The following is a 14226-nucleotide window of genomic DNA, read 5'->3' as shown; positions in this document are numbered from 1 at the left end:
GGATGCCGGTCAAGGTTCTGGTGGTGGATGATTCCGGGTTTTTCCGACGCCGGATTGCGGAGATCCTGAACGCGGATATCGGGATCGAGGTCGTGGGTACGGCCGAGGATGGCCAGAAGGCGGTCGACGCCGTGAAGGAACTGGACCCGGATGTCGTGACCATGGACATCGAGATGCCGGTGATGGACGGCATCACGGCGGTCCGCAAGATCATGGCGGACCATCCGCGACCGATCCTGATGTTCTCCAGCCTGACCACCGAGGGTGCCCAGGCGACCCTGGACGCGCTGGAGGCCGGGGCGGTTGACTTTCTGCCCAAACGCTTCTCCGACATGGCCGGGGACGAAGACAGTGCGCGTGCCCTGCTGCGCCGGCGGGTCCGCAGTCTGGCGCGCAGCCGCGCGCGTTCCTCCAGTGCGCCGGGAGGGGACCGGCCGAAAACCGAGGCACCCGTGTCGGAACGCCGGCAGGCTGCGGACCGCAAGGCGAGCGAAACCGCGCGCGAGACGCCCAAGCCGCCGGTGGCCCGTCCGCCGGCACCGCTCAGTTCCCTGCGCGCGGTGCTGATCGGGACCTCCACCGGGGGGCCGGTGGCGTTGCAGGAGGTGCTCAAGCACCTGCCGGCGAACTTCCCGCTCCCGGTGGTGCTGGTCCAGCACATGCCGGCAAGCTTCACCCCGGCGTTTGCCGAGCGGCTGGACGCGATCTGCCCGATCCGCATCAAGCAGGCGGTGGACGGCGACTTCCTGCGCCCGGGCACGGCTCTGCTGGCCCCCGGTGGCCAGCAGCTGACGCTGGAACGCGGTTCCCAGACCCGCGTGCGGGTGACCGAGAGTCCGGCGGGCACCATCTACAAGCCGAGCGTGGACGCGGCCTTCGAATCGGCCGTCGATGCGCTGCGCGGCCAGGTCCTGGCCATCATCCTGACCGGCATGGGGGCGGACGGCCGCGAGGGCGTGCGCGCGCTGAAGGGTTGCGGGGCCCAGGTGTGGTCGCAGGATGCGGCGACCTCGGTGGTGTACGGCATGCCGGCGGCGGTCGCAGAGGCCGGATTGACGGACCACGTGTATCCGTTGCCGGAGATTGGACCGGCCCTGGTCAAGGGGTTCTGCTGACATGGATATCCTGAGCCTCATCGGGATTCTCCTGGGGCTCGTTGCGGTGCTGGGCGGAAGCATCGCCAAGGGAAGCGGGATCGGCGCGCTGTGGAATGCCGCGGCGTTCATCATCGTGGTGCTGGGCACCCTCGGCGCGACCCTGGTGCAGGCGCGTCTGGGGGTCTTCATGCACGGCATGAAGATGCTGCCGTGGGTCTTTCGTCCGCCGGCGATCGACAACGCCGCGATGATTCGCCGCGTGGTGGAATGGTCGAACATCGCGCGCAAGGAAGGACTTCTCGGACTGGAGAGCGTAGCCGAAGAGGAACGCGACCCGTTCGCCCGCAAGGGGCTGCAGCTGCTGGTGGACGGAACCGAGCCGCAGGTGATCCGGCAGATCCTGGAATCCGACGTGGACAACCGCGAGGCCTTCGATCTGCAGGGCGCCAAAGTCTTCGAGAGCATGGGGGTGTATGCGCCCACGCTCGGCATCGTGGGCGCGGTCATGGGGCTGATGGCGGTGATGCAGAACCTGACCGATCCGGATCGTCTGGGCGCCGGGATCGCGGCCGCGTTCGTGGCCACGGTCTACGGGATCGCTTCGGCGAATCTGCTGTTCCTGCCGGTGGCGAACAAGCTGAAGGCGCTGGTGCAGGAACGCTCCCGTCACCAGGAGATGCTGATGGAGGGTCTGATCGCGATCGCGGAGGGGGAGAATCCCCGCAACATCGAGAGCAAGCTCGGCGGCTACGTGCACGGGTAGGACGGACATGGCCCGGCGCAAACGTCAGGAGGAGGAAGCCAACCACGAAGCCTGGGCGATCCCCTATGGCGACCTCGTGACGTTGCTGCTCGCGTTTTTCGTGGTGATGTATGCGATCTCCTCGGTCGACGAGGGCAAGTACCGGGTGCTGTCCGATTCGCTGGTGGAAGCCTTCGGGACCCCGGGGCAGCTGGAGCCGATCCAGGTCGGCGATCCCGGCGTGGTCGCACCACCGTCGGACGCGGACGTACCGCGTACGCTGGCACCCATCGACATCCGGCCGGGGCTGCTGGACGACGGCCCGCAAGCGCTGGACCGGGCGGCCTCGGGTCTGTTCGAGGAGCGCGGTGACGAAGACCTGCAGGGCCTGCTGGACGAGATCGCCGAGGTGGCCGCCGAGATCGAATCGGCGATGGCACCGATGATCGAGGACGGGCAGGTGGACGTGACGCGGGACACCTACTGGCTGGAGATCGAGATCACCAGCCAGTTGCTGTTCCCCAGCGGCGAGGCCACCCTGAACCCGGATGCGGAGCCCGTGCTGGAAGATATCGCGGGGGTGCTGGCGCCGCGCGCGGCGCGCATTCACGTCGAGGGGCATACCGATAATGTGCCGATCACCACGGAGGTCTATCCTTCCAACTGGGAACTGTCCGCCGCGCGGGCGGCCACAGTGGTCAGGATGTTCGAACAGCAGGGCATGGACCCGGCCGACATGGTGGCGCTGGGGCACGGGGAATATCGACCGGTGGCGGACAACGAGACCGCGGCCGGGCGGGCGGAAAACCGCCGGGTGGCGATCGTGGTGCTGCCCGGGGCACCCCCGCGCGAAGACGGACAACGGGAACCGGAACAGCTGCGTGCGGTGCCGTCGCCGTAGCCACGAGAGGACGTCGCATGAAGATCTGGGCAGTAGCCAACCAGAAGGGCGGGGTGGGCAAGACCACCACGACGGTGACCCTGGGCGGACTGCTGTCCGGTCCGGACCAGCGGGTGCTGCTGGTGGACATGGACCCGCACGGCTCGCTCACCGCGTACTTCGGACACGACCCCGAGACCGCGACGCGCGGCGTGTACGAACTGTTCAATCAGGCGGTGGAAGGGGAGCGTCCGGACCCGGCCGGGCTGATACGCGAGACACCGTTCCCGGGACTGGATCTGCTGACCGCGAGTACCGCGCTGGCGACGCTCGACCGTCAGCTCGGTACGCGGGGCGGCATGGGGCTGGTGCTCCGCCATGCCCTGGAGGGCGTGCAGGATGACTACGACTATGTCCTGATGGATTGCCCGCCGATGCTGGGCGTGCTGATGGTGAACGCCCTGGCGGCCTGCGACGAACTGCTGGTCCCGGTACAGACGGAATTCCTCGCCCTGAAGGGGCTGGAGCGCATGATCAACACCCTGACGATGGTCCAGAAATCGCGCAAGGCACAACTGAACTACCGCATCATCCCGACCCTGTTCGACCGGCGAACCCGCGCGGCACACGAAGCGCTTGCCGAGTTGCGGCGGCAGTACGGCGACGAGGTCTGGTCCGGGGTGATTCCGGTGGATACCAAGTTCCGTGATGCCTCCAGTGCAGGACAGCCGCTTTGCTTCATGATCCCGGATGCCCGCGGCGTGCTGGCCTATGCCGACCTGCTGGAAACCATCGGCGGACGGCTGCCACGGACCCACGGGGAGAGGAGACAGGCGAAATGAGCCGTCACCGGCAACAGAACGGGCCGCTGCTCGCCGAGCCACAGGCCCTCGAGGACTACTTCGGCGACCTGCTGGACGCGCCGGAGCCGGCCCCCGCCGAGCAGAAGGAGGAACGGTCCGCGCAGGATTCGCGTACACCGGTGGCCGAGGCACCGGCCGGCCCGCGCAGCCTGATGCGCGACGACATCCTGGAGCCGGTGGACAGCCCGGTGGAGGTTCCGGCGAGCGAACCGGCGCCGGTTGCCGGCCCCGCCGCGCCGCCGGAATCTCCCGCGGGTCCGACGTATCCCCGGCCGGAAAAGCCGTTTTCGGCCCTGGTCATCGAAGCCGGGCCACTGACCCTGCTGGCTCCCCTGGTGGACCTCGGAGGCGTGACACCGCTGGATCAGCTGAACATCCGCCCGACGCCGGCGCATTCTCCGTGGTATCTGGGCATCGCGGACAGCAAGCAGGGCCGGGTGCAGTTGATCGACCTCGCCGCCATCGTGACGCCGTCGGACCGGGAGTACGAACCGGACACCGCGCGTCAGGTGGTCTTTCTCGCGAACTCGCGCTTTGCGCTGGCCTGCCGGGCGATCCACGGGACCCGCACGATCGACCCCGAACAGCTTCGCTGGCGCAGCGAACGGCGCCGGCTGCCGTGGCTCGCGGGCGTGGATCGCGAGAAGATGGCGACCCTGCTGGACCTGACGGCATTGCACGGCAGTCTCGAGGCCGGGGACTGGGAGTCCGGCCAGGGGTGAACCACCGGCCGGACCAGGTGGCCTTCAAGCCACCCGGACGTCGGCCGTTACATTGAAAAAGAATCCATGTTGCGTGTCCGTCCCGCCGGACACGACCGCTCCAAGAGGATGAGCATGAGCGCACAAGACGTTGAATCCATGGCCAAGGCCGATACCGCTCCGTACGTGACCTTCAGCCTGGCCGACGAGACCTACGCCATCGACGTGCTCCAGGTCCAGGAGGTGCTGAAGGTGTCGGATATCGCGCCGGTGCCCGGCGTACCGGATTACATCCTCGGCATCATCAACCTGCGCGGCAACGTGGTTACGGTAATTGATGCGCGTCGGCGCATGGGGCTGGAAGACCGCGAGCCGGACGATGCCTCGCGCATCGTGATCATCGACGTGGACGACCAGAACGTGGGCATCCTCGTGGATTCGGTGTCCGAAGTGGTGCGGATTTCGCCCGACAGCGTGGAGGCGGCGCCGGAGGTCGGCAACGACGAAAGCAGCCGTTTCATCCAGGGCGTCACCAGTACCGAAGCGGGTCTGACCATCCTGGTCGACCTGAACAAGCTCCTCTCCGACGAGGAGTGGGCGCAGCTGCGGGAGCTGTAGCCCGGCGCCGGATTCGCCCGGTCGGGCGGGACGGCGCACCGATGCACGGACCGCCCGTGCGGGAGGTGAAAAAATGGTGGACGAGCTCCAGCACGACCGTTCCGTACGGCCGCTTTACCCGGTCCTCAGGCCACCTCGCGACGTGCGTCCGGTGCACACCAGCGTGGCCGGCCACGCCCTGAGCGACGACCATGATCGCGACCCGATCCTGCGCCCCGGGATCCCCCCGGCCCAGCAGAAACCGCCACGCCTGGCCGAACGCGAACGGCGCCGGGGCGGGCGGATCGACGAATACGCCTGATTGCCGTCGCATCGCATCTCCGGACTGGCCTCGGACCGTGACTTCACGCGACAATCGGGCCAGCCAACGGGGAGCACGGGTTGATGGGAGAGAATCTACTGGTCTGGCTTGCGGCGGGGATCGCGCTGCTGGCCACCATCGTGGCGGGATTCGCCGTTGCGCTGGTGCTGCTGCTGCGGCGGCAGCTCACGGCTCTGCGGCAGGACTACCAGCGCCAGGCGACCTCCCTGATGGCCCTGCAGGGGGCGATGAAGGTCCTGTCCGAGGGGGTGATCAATCACGGTCAGGCGCAGGCTTCGGTACAGCGGGCGCTGGAACGCCTGCACGACCAGCACACCGAGCTGCGCGCGCGTGACCCGGATCAGGGCTCGTACGAGAAGGCCATCCAGCTGGTCCGCGAGGGTTATCCGCGCGAGGAAGTCCGCCGGCTCTGCAGCCTGACCGCCGCGGAACTGGACCTGATCTACAGCCTGCACGGTGCCGGGAGCGCGCGTGACGACGACTGACGGGGGCTGATCAGGATCGTCCGAGGTCCTCCGGCGTGATCCCCGCCAGCAGGAACACGAAGGCCAGTACCTCCGCCACGGCCACGTAAAGCTCCTCGGGGATCTCCTCGCCCAGTGGCACCTGAGCCAGGGCCTCGCTCAGGGCGGCGTCCTGATGCAGCGGGATATCGTGTTCCTCGGCGATCCGGAGGATCTCCCCCGCGGTCACCCCGGTGCCCGACGCGGTGATGCGCGGTGCCTGCCGGCGATCCCACTCCAGGGCGACGGCCCGGTCATGCCCCGGTGCCCCCGTGGCCCCGCCCGTTCGCCTGTCACGGCCACGGGTCATGCGCGTTCGTCCAGCATGCCGTGCGCCCGGTCCGGCCGGGCCTGCGGATCGGTATCCACGTCGCCCTGGCGCACCGCAAGACTCGCCGGTTCCAGGTCGCGCGCGGCCAGGTTGTCGCGCAGGGACCCCTGGCCGGCCTGCAGGCGTTCCACGGTCTCCGCGCGTTCGGCGGTAAAATGTACGTGCAGTTGTCCGGCCCGTGAATGCAGCACGATGAGGGTCGGGCCCAGGGCCGGCAGATCGAGGGTCAGACGACAGCGCCAGTCACCTTCGGTGGCCCCGTCGTGTTCGCCGGCGTGTTGTTCGATCTCGCCATGCAGGCCCTGTATACCCTGCGGGGTGCGAAATGGCAGTTCGAACAGCCAGCGCTGAGGATCCGCTCCGTCGCCGGCGGCCTGCAGCTGAAGACTGGCGAGGCGGGCCAGCATGCCCTCCAGCAGCGGGCCCGTCCCGCCCGCGGGGGCCGAGCCGGCACCGCCGCCCGGGCCGGTACCGGGCATCTGCCGCAGGGCGTCGGCCGCCCGCAGCAGCCGGGCCTTGAGGTCGCCCGACACGTTCGGGCCCGCGCTGCCCGGTGTACCGGACTGGGCCAGCATGGACTCCAGCCACACCCCGGAGGCACGCGTCGCCTGCTGCAGGCCTTCGGGGCGGGTCAGGCCGGAGGCGTCGGGGAGACCGCGCACCAGGGCGTCGATGCGCGTCGAGGCCGCGTCGGCGCGGGTGTCCGGAGGCGTTGCCGCGGCGGAGAGGGCCTGCAGCGTTGGCGCCAGGGCGCGCGCCGCGGGCAGGGTCCGACGCAGCAAGGCCGCCAGTCGATCCGTCTCCGCCGGTGAGCCGGTCCCGATACCCGGTGAACCCGCGGCCGGCAGGAGCCGCACTTCCAGCGAGGGCGAGCTGCGCGTCACCTCGGCCATCAGGCGCTGGCCGCTTTCGGCACGGGCAGCCAGCGCCTCGGACATCGCGCCGGCCAGCCGAGCGACCAGCACGCCGGGGCGATCGCCGCTGCCACCCCCGGTAGCGGGCAGCTGCAGCCGGACGTTGCCGTCCGCCAGGCGCTCGATCATGCGGACCTCCATCCGCTGTCCAACGGCGGCCAGCGGATCGCGGACCCCGCCGGCACGCGCACCGTCCGCGGAGGCGGGGAGGGGTAGCAGAGGACGCGATCCGGTGAAATCGCCCATGGGGAACGCTCTTCTCGCTGGAATGCCGGATCAGCATGGCACAAAGCCCGGCTCGGGCGGAATCTCGGGCACGAGCATGCCTGCTTGTCACAAGGGCCGCGGCCGGGCAGGCTCCCGCCGCGTCGAGTCATTTATTCATCAACAGAGGAAACAACATGTCCAAGCTGCGTGTACTCATGGTCTGCATGGGTAACATCTGTCGTTCGCCGATGGCACATGGCGTATTCGAACAGCGCCTGCGCGAGCGCGGGCTGGAGAACGTGATCGAAGTCGATTCCGCCGGGACCCATGGCTATCACATCGGCTCCGGGCCGGATCCCCGGGCGCGCGATGAAGCCCGGGGCCGCGGCTACGACATCAGCCACCTGCGCGCGCGCCAGCTGGAACGCGAAGACTTCGATGAATTCGACTACATCCTGGTAATGGACGAGGCGAACGAGCGGATTGCTCGCCAGTTGCAGGGCAAGGATACACGCGCGCGCCTGCAACGCTTCCCCGAGTACGCCGTGAACCGGCCGGAAACCGAGGTCCCGGACCCGTATTACGGTGGAGGGGAGGGTTTCGTCCATGTCATGGACCTGGTCGAGGCGGCCGCGGACGGCCTGCTCGAGCACTTCGAACGCGAGCACGGCATCCGGCCGCGGAACGGATCCACCGGCTGACCGGGAATCCCGCCTCCACAGGTGCGTGCCTGCGGGGGCGGGATTCATGGAACCGGGCCTCAGTCCTTCTTCGACCCGGAACCGTCTGCGTCCGTCTCGCCGCCGGTATCCGCGGGCTCACTGTCCGCGGGCTTGCTGTCCCCGGCGTCCGCCGCCGGGCCGGCGTCGGAGGCTTCGCTCGCGGGTGCGCTCTTGCGGGACCGGGTCGAGCTCGTGCGGCGACGGCGGCTGGACGGGGCCGTGCCGGCATCCGGGGATTCGTCGGATGATCCGGCTTCGGGCGCGGATGCGGAAGCCGCGTCGCTGGCGGGCTCCGTCACCGGCTCCGCGCTGCCCTCGTCACTCGTATTGCCCTCCGCCTTTTGCGCGGCCCGCGAACGTCCGCGGCTGCCGGAGGAACGCCGCCGACGGCTGCTGCTTCCACTCGCGTCTTCGCCGGTGTCATCGCCGGCGGCCTCCGTAGCCTGCTCCGCCTGCGCCTCGGCCGGGGCCTGGTTGTCCGCGTCCCCTTCGCTGGCGGCGGATTCCTTCTTTTTCGCCGGCTTGCGGGTGCGGGGCTTCCGCCCGCCGGATGCCGATGCCGCCTCGCTGTCTTCCTGCGAGGGGCTCGGCTCCGGCGCTTCGGCGTCCGGCGCGGCAGCTGGCGCCGGTTCGGCGTTGGAGCGGACCGGGGTGGTGGCCTGCGATCCGGATTCACTGCTGTCGGCCGTGGGCTCGCCGGAGTCGGTGTCACCGGAGTCGGTGGCGCTGGCGTCCTGGTCGTCGCGGGTCTCCTGGCTGTCCGCTGCCGCGTCGCCGCTGCGGGAACGGCCGCCGCGACGCCGGCCACCACGGCGGGAACGCCGGCTGCGGGTCCGCCCCTTGCCGTCATCCCCGCTGTCCTCGCCGCTACCGGAGGTCTCCGGCGCACGATCCGCGGCTTCCTGTGTGGTGGCCTCTACGGGCGTATCTGCGCTGGTTTCGGCCGTCTTCGGGCCTTCATTCGCGCCTTCAGGGGCGGTCTTGTCGTCGCTTTTGTCTTCACCCTTGCGGGACTTGTCGGCGCCGCCGGCCTTGCCGGAACGCCCGCCGCCGGCGGACTTGCCCTTGCCTTCGCCGGGTTCGCCGGTCCTCTCCTTGCGCGGCTTGTCATCACCTTCGGGCTTGCCGCCGTTCCGGCCGCCACCCTTGCCGGTGCGCGTTTCCTCCCCGGACTTGTCGGGTTTGTCGGACTTGCGGGACTTGTCACCCTTGCCGCCGCGGGAACGGCGGCTGCCATTGCCACCGCTGTCGCCGCTCCTGTCGCCGGACTTGCGGTTGCGATCCGGCCCGCGCTCGCCACCCTTGCCACGGCGCCGGCCACGCGCTTCGCCCTCTGCCGGCGTGTCCGATTCGGCCGGCGTGCCGGCGGTGCTGGCCGGGGGACGGCTGTTGGGGAACAGCGCGGACCAGATGCGTCCGAAGAATCCGGGCTGGGCCACCGGTTCCGGCGGCGGCCCGGCCGGAGCGGAGGAACCCGCACCGGTCGGCGGCGCGGCTGGGGACTCCGGCGGTGGTGCGGATACCCTGACGCCCTGAACCAGCGGTTTTTCCGGCTTCTGCCGGCGCTCCTGATGCGGGTCCGGGTCTTCCTCCACGATTTCCACCAGCTGGTGGCTGCTGCGATCGCTGACCACTTCCTCGCGTTCGTCGCCGCGCACGCGCTGCACGGTGAAATGCGGGGTAAAGAACTGCGGGTTGGGGATGATGCTGATCTCGACCCCGTGACGCTCTTCGATCTCGCCGATGGCCTGGCGCTTCTCGTTGAGCAGGAAGGTGCCCACGTCCACCGGGACCTGGGCCAGGACCAGGCCCGTACGGTCCTTCATGCCTTCCTCCTCCATCAGGCGAAGGATGGACAGCGCCATGGATTCCACGCTGCGGATCTGGCCGTGGCCGTGGCAGCGCGGGCAGGTGATCTGGCTGGATTCGCCCAGCGAGGAGCGCAACCGCTGGCGCGACATCTCCAGCAGCCCGAAGCGGCTGATGCGGCCGACCTGGACGCGCGCGCGATCCATCTCCAGCGCCTCGCGCAGGCGGTTCTCGACCTCGCGCTGATGCTTGTTGGCGCTCATGTCGATGAAGTCGATGACGATCAGGCCGCCAAGGTCGCGGATCCGCAGCTGCCGCGCGACTTCCTCGGCCGCTTCCAGGTTGGTGTGAAAGGCCGTCTCCTCGATGTCGCCGCCCTTGGTCGAGCGCGCCGAGTTGACGTCGATGGAAATCAGCGCCTCGGTGTGGTCGATCACCAGGGCGCCGCCGGAGGGCAGCTGCACCTCGCGGTCAAAGGCACTCTCGATCTGGCTTTCGATCTGGTAGCGGTTGAACAGCGGGACCGGGTCGGTGTAGTGCTTCAGCTTGCGCAGGCTGTTGGGCATGACCATGCGCACGAACTCGTCGGCCTGTTCGTAGATGGTGTCATCGTCGATGATCACCTCGCCGACATCGGTGCGCATGTGGTCGCGCAGGGCACGGATGATGACGTTGCTTTCCTGGTGGATCAGGGCAGGGGCCCGGGCCTTTTTCGAGGCCTCGGTCACCGCCGACCACAGCGCGGTCATGTAATCGAGGTCCCACTGGAGCTCTTCGGTGCTGCGGCCGACACCGGCGGTGCGGGCAATCAGGCCCATCTCTTCGGGGATGTTCAGGCCCGACAGGGCCTCGCGCAGTTCGGCCCGGTCCTCGCCCTCGATCCGGCGCGAGACGCCGCCGGCCTTCGGGTTGTTGGGCATCAGGACCAGGTAGCGCCCGGCCAGGCTGATGAAGGTCGTGAGCGCTGCACCCTTGGTGCCACGCTCTTCCTTTTCGACCTGGACCAGGATTTCCAGGCCTTCCTTCAGGAACTCGCGGACGGGCTTGTCGCTGTCGGCCGGTGCTCCCACCGCCGAATGGGCGATTTCCTTGAACGGCAGGAAGCCGTGGCGGTCAGCCCCGAAGTTGACGAAGGCCGCTTCGAGGCTGGGCTCGACGCGGGTGATCTTCGCCTTGTAGATGTTGGCTTTCTTGCGCTCGCGCGAGGGAAGTTCGATGTCGAGGTCGTACAGCCGCTGGCCGTCGACCATGGCGACGCGCAGCTCTTCCGGCTGCGTTGCGTTGATCAGGATGCGTTTCATGCGATGGACTCGTTGGGGCGTCCCGCTGCTCCCCGACAGGGCCGGTCGGGCGGGCGGTGACCGTGCGGCACGGATGCTGTGCTGAAAGAGTGCGCGCAGGGGCGGCGCGTAGCGTGAGCCAGCGCGCCAGCCAGGTATTCACCAGCAGCCACGGGATCAGCCGTCCTTCTGGACAGCGACCGGGGAAGCAGGACTGGGTTAAAAGAAATAGTGTCACGCGTTCGCTCTTGGCGAGGGCCGTCCGGCCCCGGCGCCTGAGGCGCGGGCCGGAGCGGTGGATGATTCGTGGCGGCGTACGCCCGGAACGGGGTACCGCCAGCGGGCAATGTAGGATACAAGGCCCTGCCGCGGCAAGTTTTTTGCTACTTTATGACGACGCACGGCAGGATCCGTTCTGTTCCCCGGGTGAGATCGTCGCGGCGTCGGCAAGCACGGCGCGCATGGCCGCGGGGAGGGGACTGCGGTAGCATTCCGCGCATGAAATCCCGATCTTCCGACGCCGGCGCTTCCGGCCCCCGCGAGCTGGTGGTGGGCGAGCGCGCCGACGGCCAGCGTCTCGACAATTTCCTGTTGCGCGAACTCAAGGGAGTGCCGCGGAGTCTGCTCTACCGGCTGATCCGCAAGGGGGCCATCCGCGTGGACGGCCGGCGGGCCAGCGCGCGCCAGCGCCTGTCCACGGGCTCGAAGGTCCGCGTGCCGGACCTCGAGCGTCCGCAGGAGACCGGCACCCCGGATGTGCCGCCGAAGGTGCTGGAACGCCTGCGCGGGGCGATCCTGTTCGAGGACGACGACTACCTGGTGCTGGACAAGCCCTCGGGTCTGGCGGTGCACGGGGGCAGCGGTCTGCCGTTCGGGATCATCGAGGCGATGCGGGTGTTGCGGCCGGATGCGTCGCTGGAACTGGGTCACCGTCTGGACCGCGAGACCTCCGGGTGTCTGGTGCTGGCCAAGGGGCGCGAGCCGCTGCAGGCCCTGCACGAAGCCCTGCGTGACGGGCGCGTGGACAAGCGTTACCTGGCGTTGCTGGTTGGCCGCTGGAAAGATGACCAGCCCATCCATTGCGATGCCCCGCTGAGCGCGGATCGCGGCGACGACGGGCGCCGTCGCATGTCCGCGGCGGGCGACACCGGCGGACGCCAGCGCGCGGCGAACAGCGTGTTCGTGCCGCTGGAAGCCCATGGCGCCTTTCAGCTGGCCGACGTCCGCATCGGCACCGGACGGACTCACCAGATCCGGGTGCATGGCCGCGAGATCGGTCATCCGGTCGCGGGCGATCATGAATACGGCCTGCCGGATGCCAATCGCAGGCTGCGTCAGCTGGGCCTCGAACGCCTGTTCCTGCATGCCCAGGCGTTGCGCTTCGAGGACGGAAGGGGCGAGGAGCGGATCTTTTCCGCTCCCTTGCCGGACGAACTGCAGCAGGTGCTGGAAAATCTGGACACGGCGGACGCGACGACATGACGGCAACGGGCAAGGATACGCAGGTGGCATTGCTTCCGCCCGACACCGGGGAACTCCGCCTGGTGGTCTTCGACTGGGACGGGACGCTGATGGACTCGCCGCGGCGCATCATCCATTGCCTGCGCCGCGCGGCCCGCGAGCACGGTCTTCCCGAGCGCGAGGAAAGCGCGCTGCGTGGCATCATCGGGCTGGGGGTGCAGGCGGCGGTACGTCAGCTCCACCCCGAACTGGACGACGCCGGGATACAGGCGTTCGCCGCGAGCTACCGCCAGTGCTACCTGGAGGCCACGGATGCCCCGGACGAGCCGCTTTACCCCGGCGTGGAGGCGCTGCTGGAGGACCTGGACCGGCGCGAGATCCTGCTGGCGGTAGCCACGAGCAAATCCCGCGCCGGGCTCGACCGGACGCTGGCGGCCAGTGGACTGGGCCCCCGCTTCGTGGCCACCGTGACCAGTGACGAGCAGCCGTCCAAGCCCGCCCCCGCGATGCTGGAGGACCTGTTGCGGCGTACGGGGGTCGCCCGCGAGCGGGCGCTGATGGTGGGCGACAGCATCTACGATCTGCAGATGGCGCGGGCGGCCGGGGTACGGGCGGTGGGGATCACCCACGGGGCCCATTCGGATGCGCGCCTCGCCGCCGAGGAACCGGCGGCGCTGGTGCCGGACATTCCCGCGCTGCACCGCCGACTGATGGAACCGTGACGGAACGCGGATCAGTGTTTCCCTGGAAGAGGACGAACGAGATGGGATGGTCGAAAGACGACAAGCCGGGCTGGGAACGTGAAACCCTGGAGAACCTGGTCCAGGCGCAGGTCATCGAACAGCGCCGCGCGCGCCGCTGGGGCATCTTTTTCAAGATCCTGCTGTTCGCCTATCTGTTCGCCCTGCTGATCCTGGTGCGGGGCGACGGCTTCGACAGCTGGTTCGAAACCGACAGGAAACCCGGGGAACACGTGGCCGTGGTGGACGTGGACGGCATGATCGCGGCCTCGGCCCGCGCCAATGCGGAGGACCTTACCCGGACGCTCCAACGGGCGTTCGAGGATGACGGCACGCAGGCGGTGATGCTGCGCATCAACTCCGGTGGCGGCAGTCCGGTGCAGGCCGGGATCATCCACGACGAACTGCTGCGCCTGAAGGAGGAACACGAAGACATCCCCCTGTATGCGGTGATCGGGGACATCGGGGCTTCGGGCGCGTATTACATCGCGGTAGCGGCGGACGAGATCTACGCCGACCGCGCCAGCCTGGTGGGCTCCATCGGCGTGCGTCTGGACAGCTTTGGCGTGGTGGACCTGATCGACAACATCGGTGTCGAGCGCCGGCTGTTCACCGCGGGCGAGAACAAGGCCTTCCTCGATCCGTTCCTGCCGCTGGAGCCGGACCATGTGGATCATATGGAAGGCCTGATCACGGACGTCCATCAGCAGTTCATCGATGTGGTCCGTGCCGGACGCGGCGAACGTCTGGACGAGGACGCCGATATTTTCAACGGGCTCACCTGGACCGGCGAACGGTCCGTGGAGCTCGGGCTGACCGACGGTCTCGGCAATCCGCGCAGCGTGGCTCGCGACGTGATCGGAATCGAGGAAATGGTGGAATTCCGTCCGCGCCGCACGCCCATCCAGCTGTTCCTGGAGGACCTGGGCACGGTGGTGATGCAGCAGATGCTGAACCTGGAATCCACGCCTCAGTGGCGATGAGCCGGTAAACCGGAACCGGCCGGGGGCGGCCCCCGCCCCACGGACTCCATGTC

The 14226-nt window shown here is 68.7% G+C and carries 15 protein-coding genes; 12 read left to right on the top strand and 3 right to left on the bottom strand.

The window, feature by feature from the left end:
• Window positions 1-2: 2 nt before the first annotated feature.
• The 8 genes from C998_RS0103520 to C998_RS0103485 all read left to right on the top strand — a co-directional run bounded on the left by C998_RS0103520 (window position 3) and on the right by C998_RS0103485 (window position 5708).
• Complete coding sequence (locus tag C998_RS0103520; protein ID WP_018869470.1) at window positions 3-1115, top strand: chemotaxis response regulator protein-glutamate methylesterase; 1113 nt, start codon at window positions 3-5, stop codon at window positions 1113-1115.
• 1 nt (window position 1116) lies between these two features.
• Window positions 1117-1860, top strand: a complete 744-nt coding sequence (locus tag C998_RS0103515; protein ID WP_018869469.1) for a flagellar motor protein — start codon at window positions 1117-1119, stop codon at window positions 1858-1860.
• 7 nt (window positions 1861-1867) lie between these two features.
• A complete protein-coding gene (motD, locus tag C998_RS0103510) occupies window positions 1868-2740 on the top strand; it encodes a flagellar motor protein MotD (protein WP_018869468.1) in 873 nt (290 codons plus the stop codon).
• Between the two features lie 17 nt (window positions 2741-2757).
• Complete coding sequence (locus C998_RS0103505; protein WP_018869467.1) at window positions 2758-3561, top strand: ParA family protein; 804 nt, start codon at window positions 2758-2760, stop codon at window positions 3559-3561.
• Window positions 3558-4304 carry a chemotaxis protein CheW gene (locus C998_RS0103500; RefSeq protein ID WP_018869466.1) on the top strand — a complete coding sequence of 249 codons (747 nt, stop codon included), beginning with the start codon at window positions 3558-3560 and terminating at the stop codon, window positions 4302-4304. The genes C998_RS0103505 and C998_RS0103500 overlap by 4 nt, the downstream gene beginning before the upstream one ends.
• 138 nt (window positions 4305-4442) lie before the next feature.
• Window positions 4443-4901, top strand: a complete 459-nt coding sequence (locus tag C998_RS0103495) for a chemotaxis protein CheW (RefSeq protein WP_018869465.1) — start codon at window positions 4443-4445, stop codon at window positions 4899-4901.
• 73 nt (window positions 4902-4974) lie between these two features.
• Window positions 4975-5202, top strand: a complete 228-nt coding sequence (locus tag C998_RS0103490) for a hypothetical protein (protein WP_018869464.1) — start codon at window positions 4975-4977, stop codon at window positions 5200-5202.
• An 83-nt stretch (window positions 5203-5285) separates the two neighbouring features.
• Window positions 5286-5708, top strand: a complete 423-nt coding sequence (locus C998_RS0103485; RefSeq protein WP_018869463.1) for a DUF2802 domain-containing protein — start codon at window positions 5286-5288, stop codon at window positions 5706-5708.
• Window positions 5709-5718: 10 nt separating this feature from the next.
• Here C998_RS0103485 and C998_RS0103480 read toward each other — a convergent pair whose 3' ends face one another.
• Together C998_RS0103480 and C998_RS0103475 are read right to left on the bottom strand one after the other, a co-directional pair.
• Window positions 5719-6036: an EscU/YscU/HrcU family type III secretion system export apparatus switch protein gene (locus tag C998_RS0103480; protein ID WP_018869462.1), complete on the bottom strand. Its 318-nt coding sequence runs from the start codon at window positions 6034-6036 to the stop codon at window positions 5719-5721.
• Window positions 6033-7217, bottom strand: a complete 1185-nt coding sequence (locus C998_RS0103475; protein WP_018869461.1) for a flagellar hook-length control protein FliK — start codon at window positions 7215-7217, stop codon at window positions 6033-6035. Before C998_RS0103475 ends, C998_RS0103480 begins: the two co-directional genes overlap by 4 nt.
• Window positions 7218-7372: 155 nt before the next feature.
• On the opposite strand from C998_RS0103475, the gene C998_RS0103470 reads away from it, so the two are divergent.
• Window positions 7373-7879: a low molecular weight protein-tyrosine-phosphatase gene (locus C998_RS0103470; protein WP_018869460.1), complete on the top strand. Its 507-nt coding sequence runs from the start codon at window positions 7373-7375 to the stop codon at window positions 7877-7879.
• A gap of 59 nt (window positions 7880-7938) precedes the next feature.
• Here C998_RS0103470 and C998_RS0103465 read toward each other — a convergent pair whose 3' ends face one another.
• The gene (locus C998_RS0103465) at window positions 7939-11010 is read right to left on the bottom strand and encodes an Rne/Rng family ribonuclease (RefSeq protein WP_018869459.1); all 3072 of its coding nucleotides are present in this window, start codon (window positions 11008-11010) and stop codon (window positions 7939-7941) included.
• A 477-nt stretch (window positions 11011-11487) separates the two neighbouring features.
• Between C998_RS0103465 and C998_RS0103460 the strand changes: the two genes are divergently transcribed.
• The 3 genes from C998_RS0103460 to C998_RS0103450 are packed head-to-tail and all read left to right on the top strand — an operon-like array spanning window position 11488 to window position 14173.
• Window positions 11488-12471: an RluA family pseudouridine synthase gene (locus C998_RS0103460; RefSeq protein ID WP_018869458.1), complete on the top strand. Its 984-nt coding sequence runs from the start codon at window positions 11488-11490 to the stop codon at window positions 12469-12471.
• On the top strand, window positions 12468-13172 hold the full coding sequence (locus C998_RS0103455) for an HAD family hydrolase (RefSeq protein ID WP_018869457.1): 705 nt from the start codon (window positions 12468-12470) through the stop codon (window positions 13170-13172). Before C998_RS0103460 ends, C998_RS0103455 begins: the two co-directional genes overlap by 4 nt.
• A 41-nt stretch (window positions 13173-13213) precedes the next feature.
• The gene (locus C998_RS0103450; RefSeq protein ID WP_018869456.1) at window positions 13214-14173 is read left to right on the top strand and encodes a S49 family peptidase; all 960 of its coding nucleotides are present in this window, start codon (window positions 13214-13216) and stop codon (window positions 14171-14173) included.
• Window positions 14174-14226: the final 53 nt, after the last annotated feature.

It is taken from the genome of Thioalkalivibrio sp. ALgr3, from assembly GCF_000377325.1.
Classification (GTDB): domain Bacteria; phylum Pseudomonadota; class Gammaproteobacteria; order Ectothiorhodospirales; family Ectothiorhodospiraceae; genus Thioalkalivibrio.
Note: the sequence above shows the minus strand (reverse complement) of the source record. Positions and strands in the feature narration are given on the sequence as shown.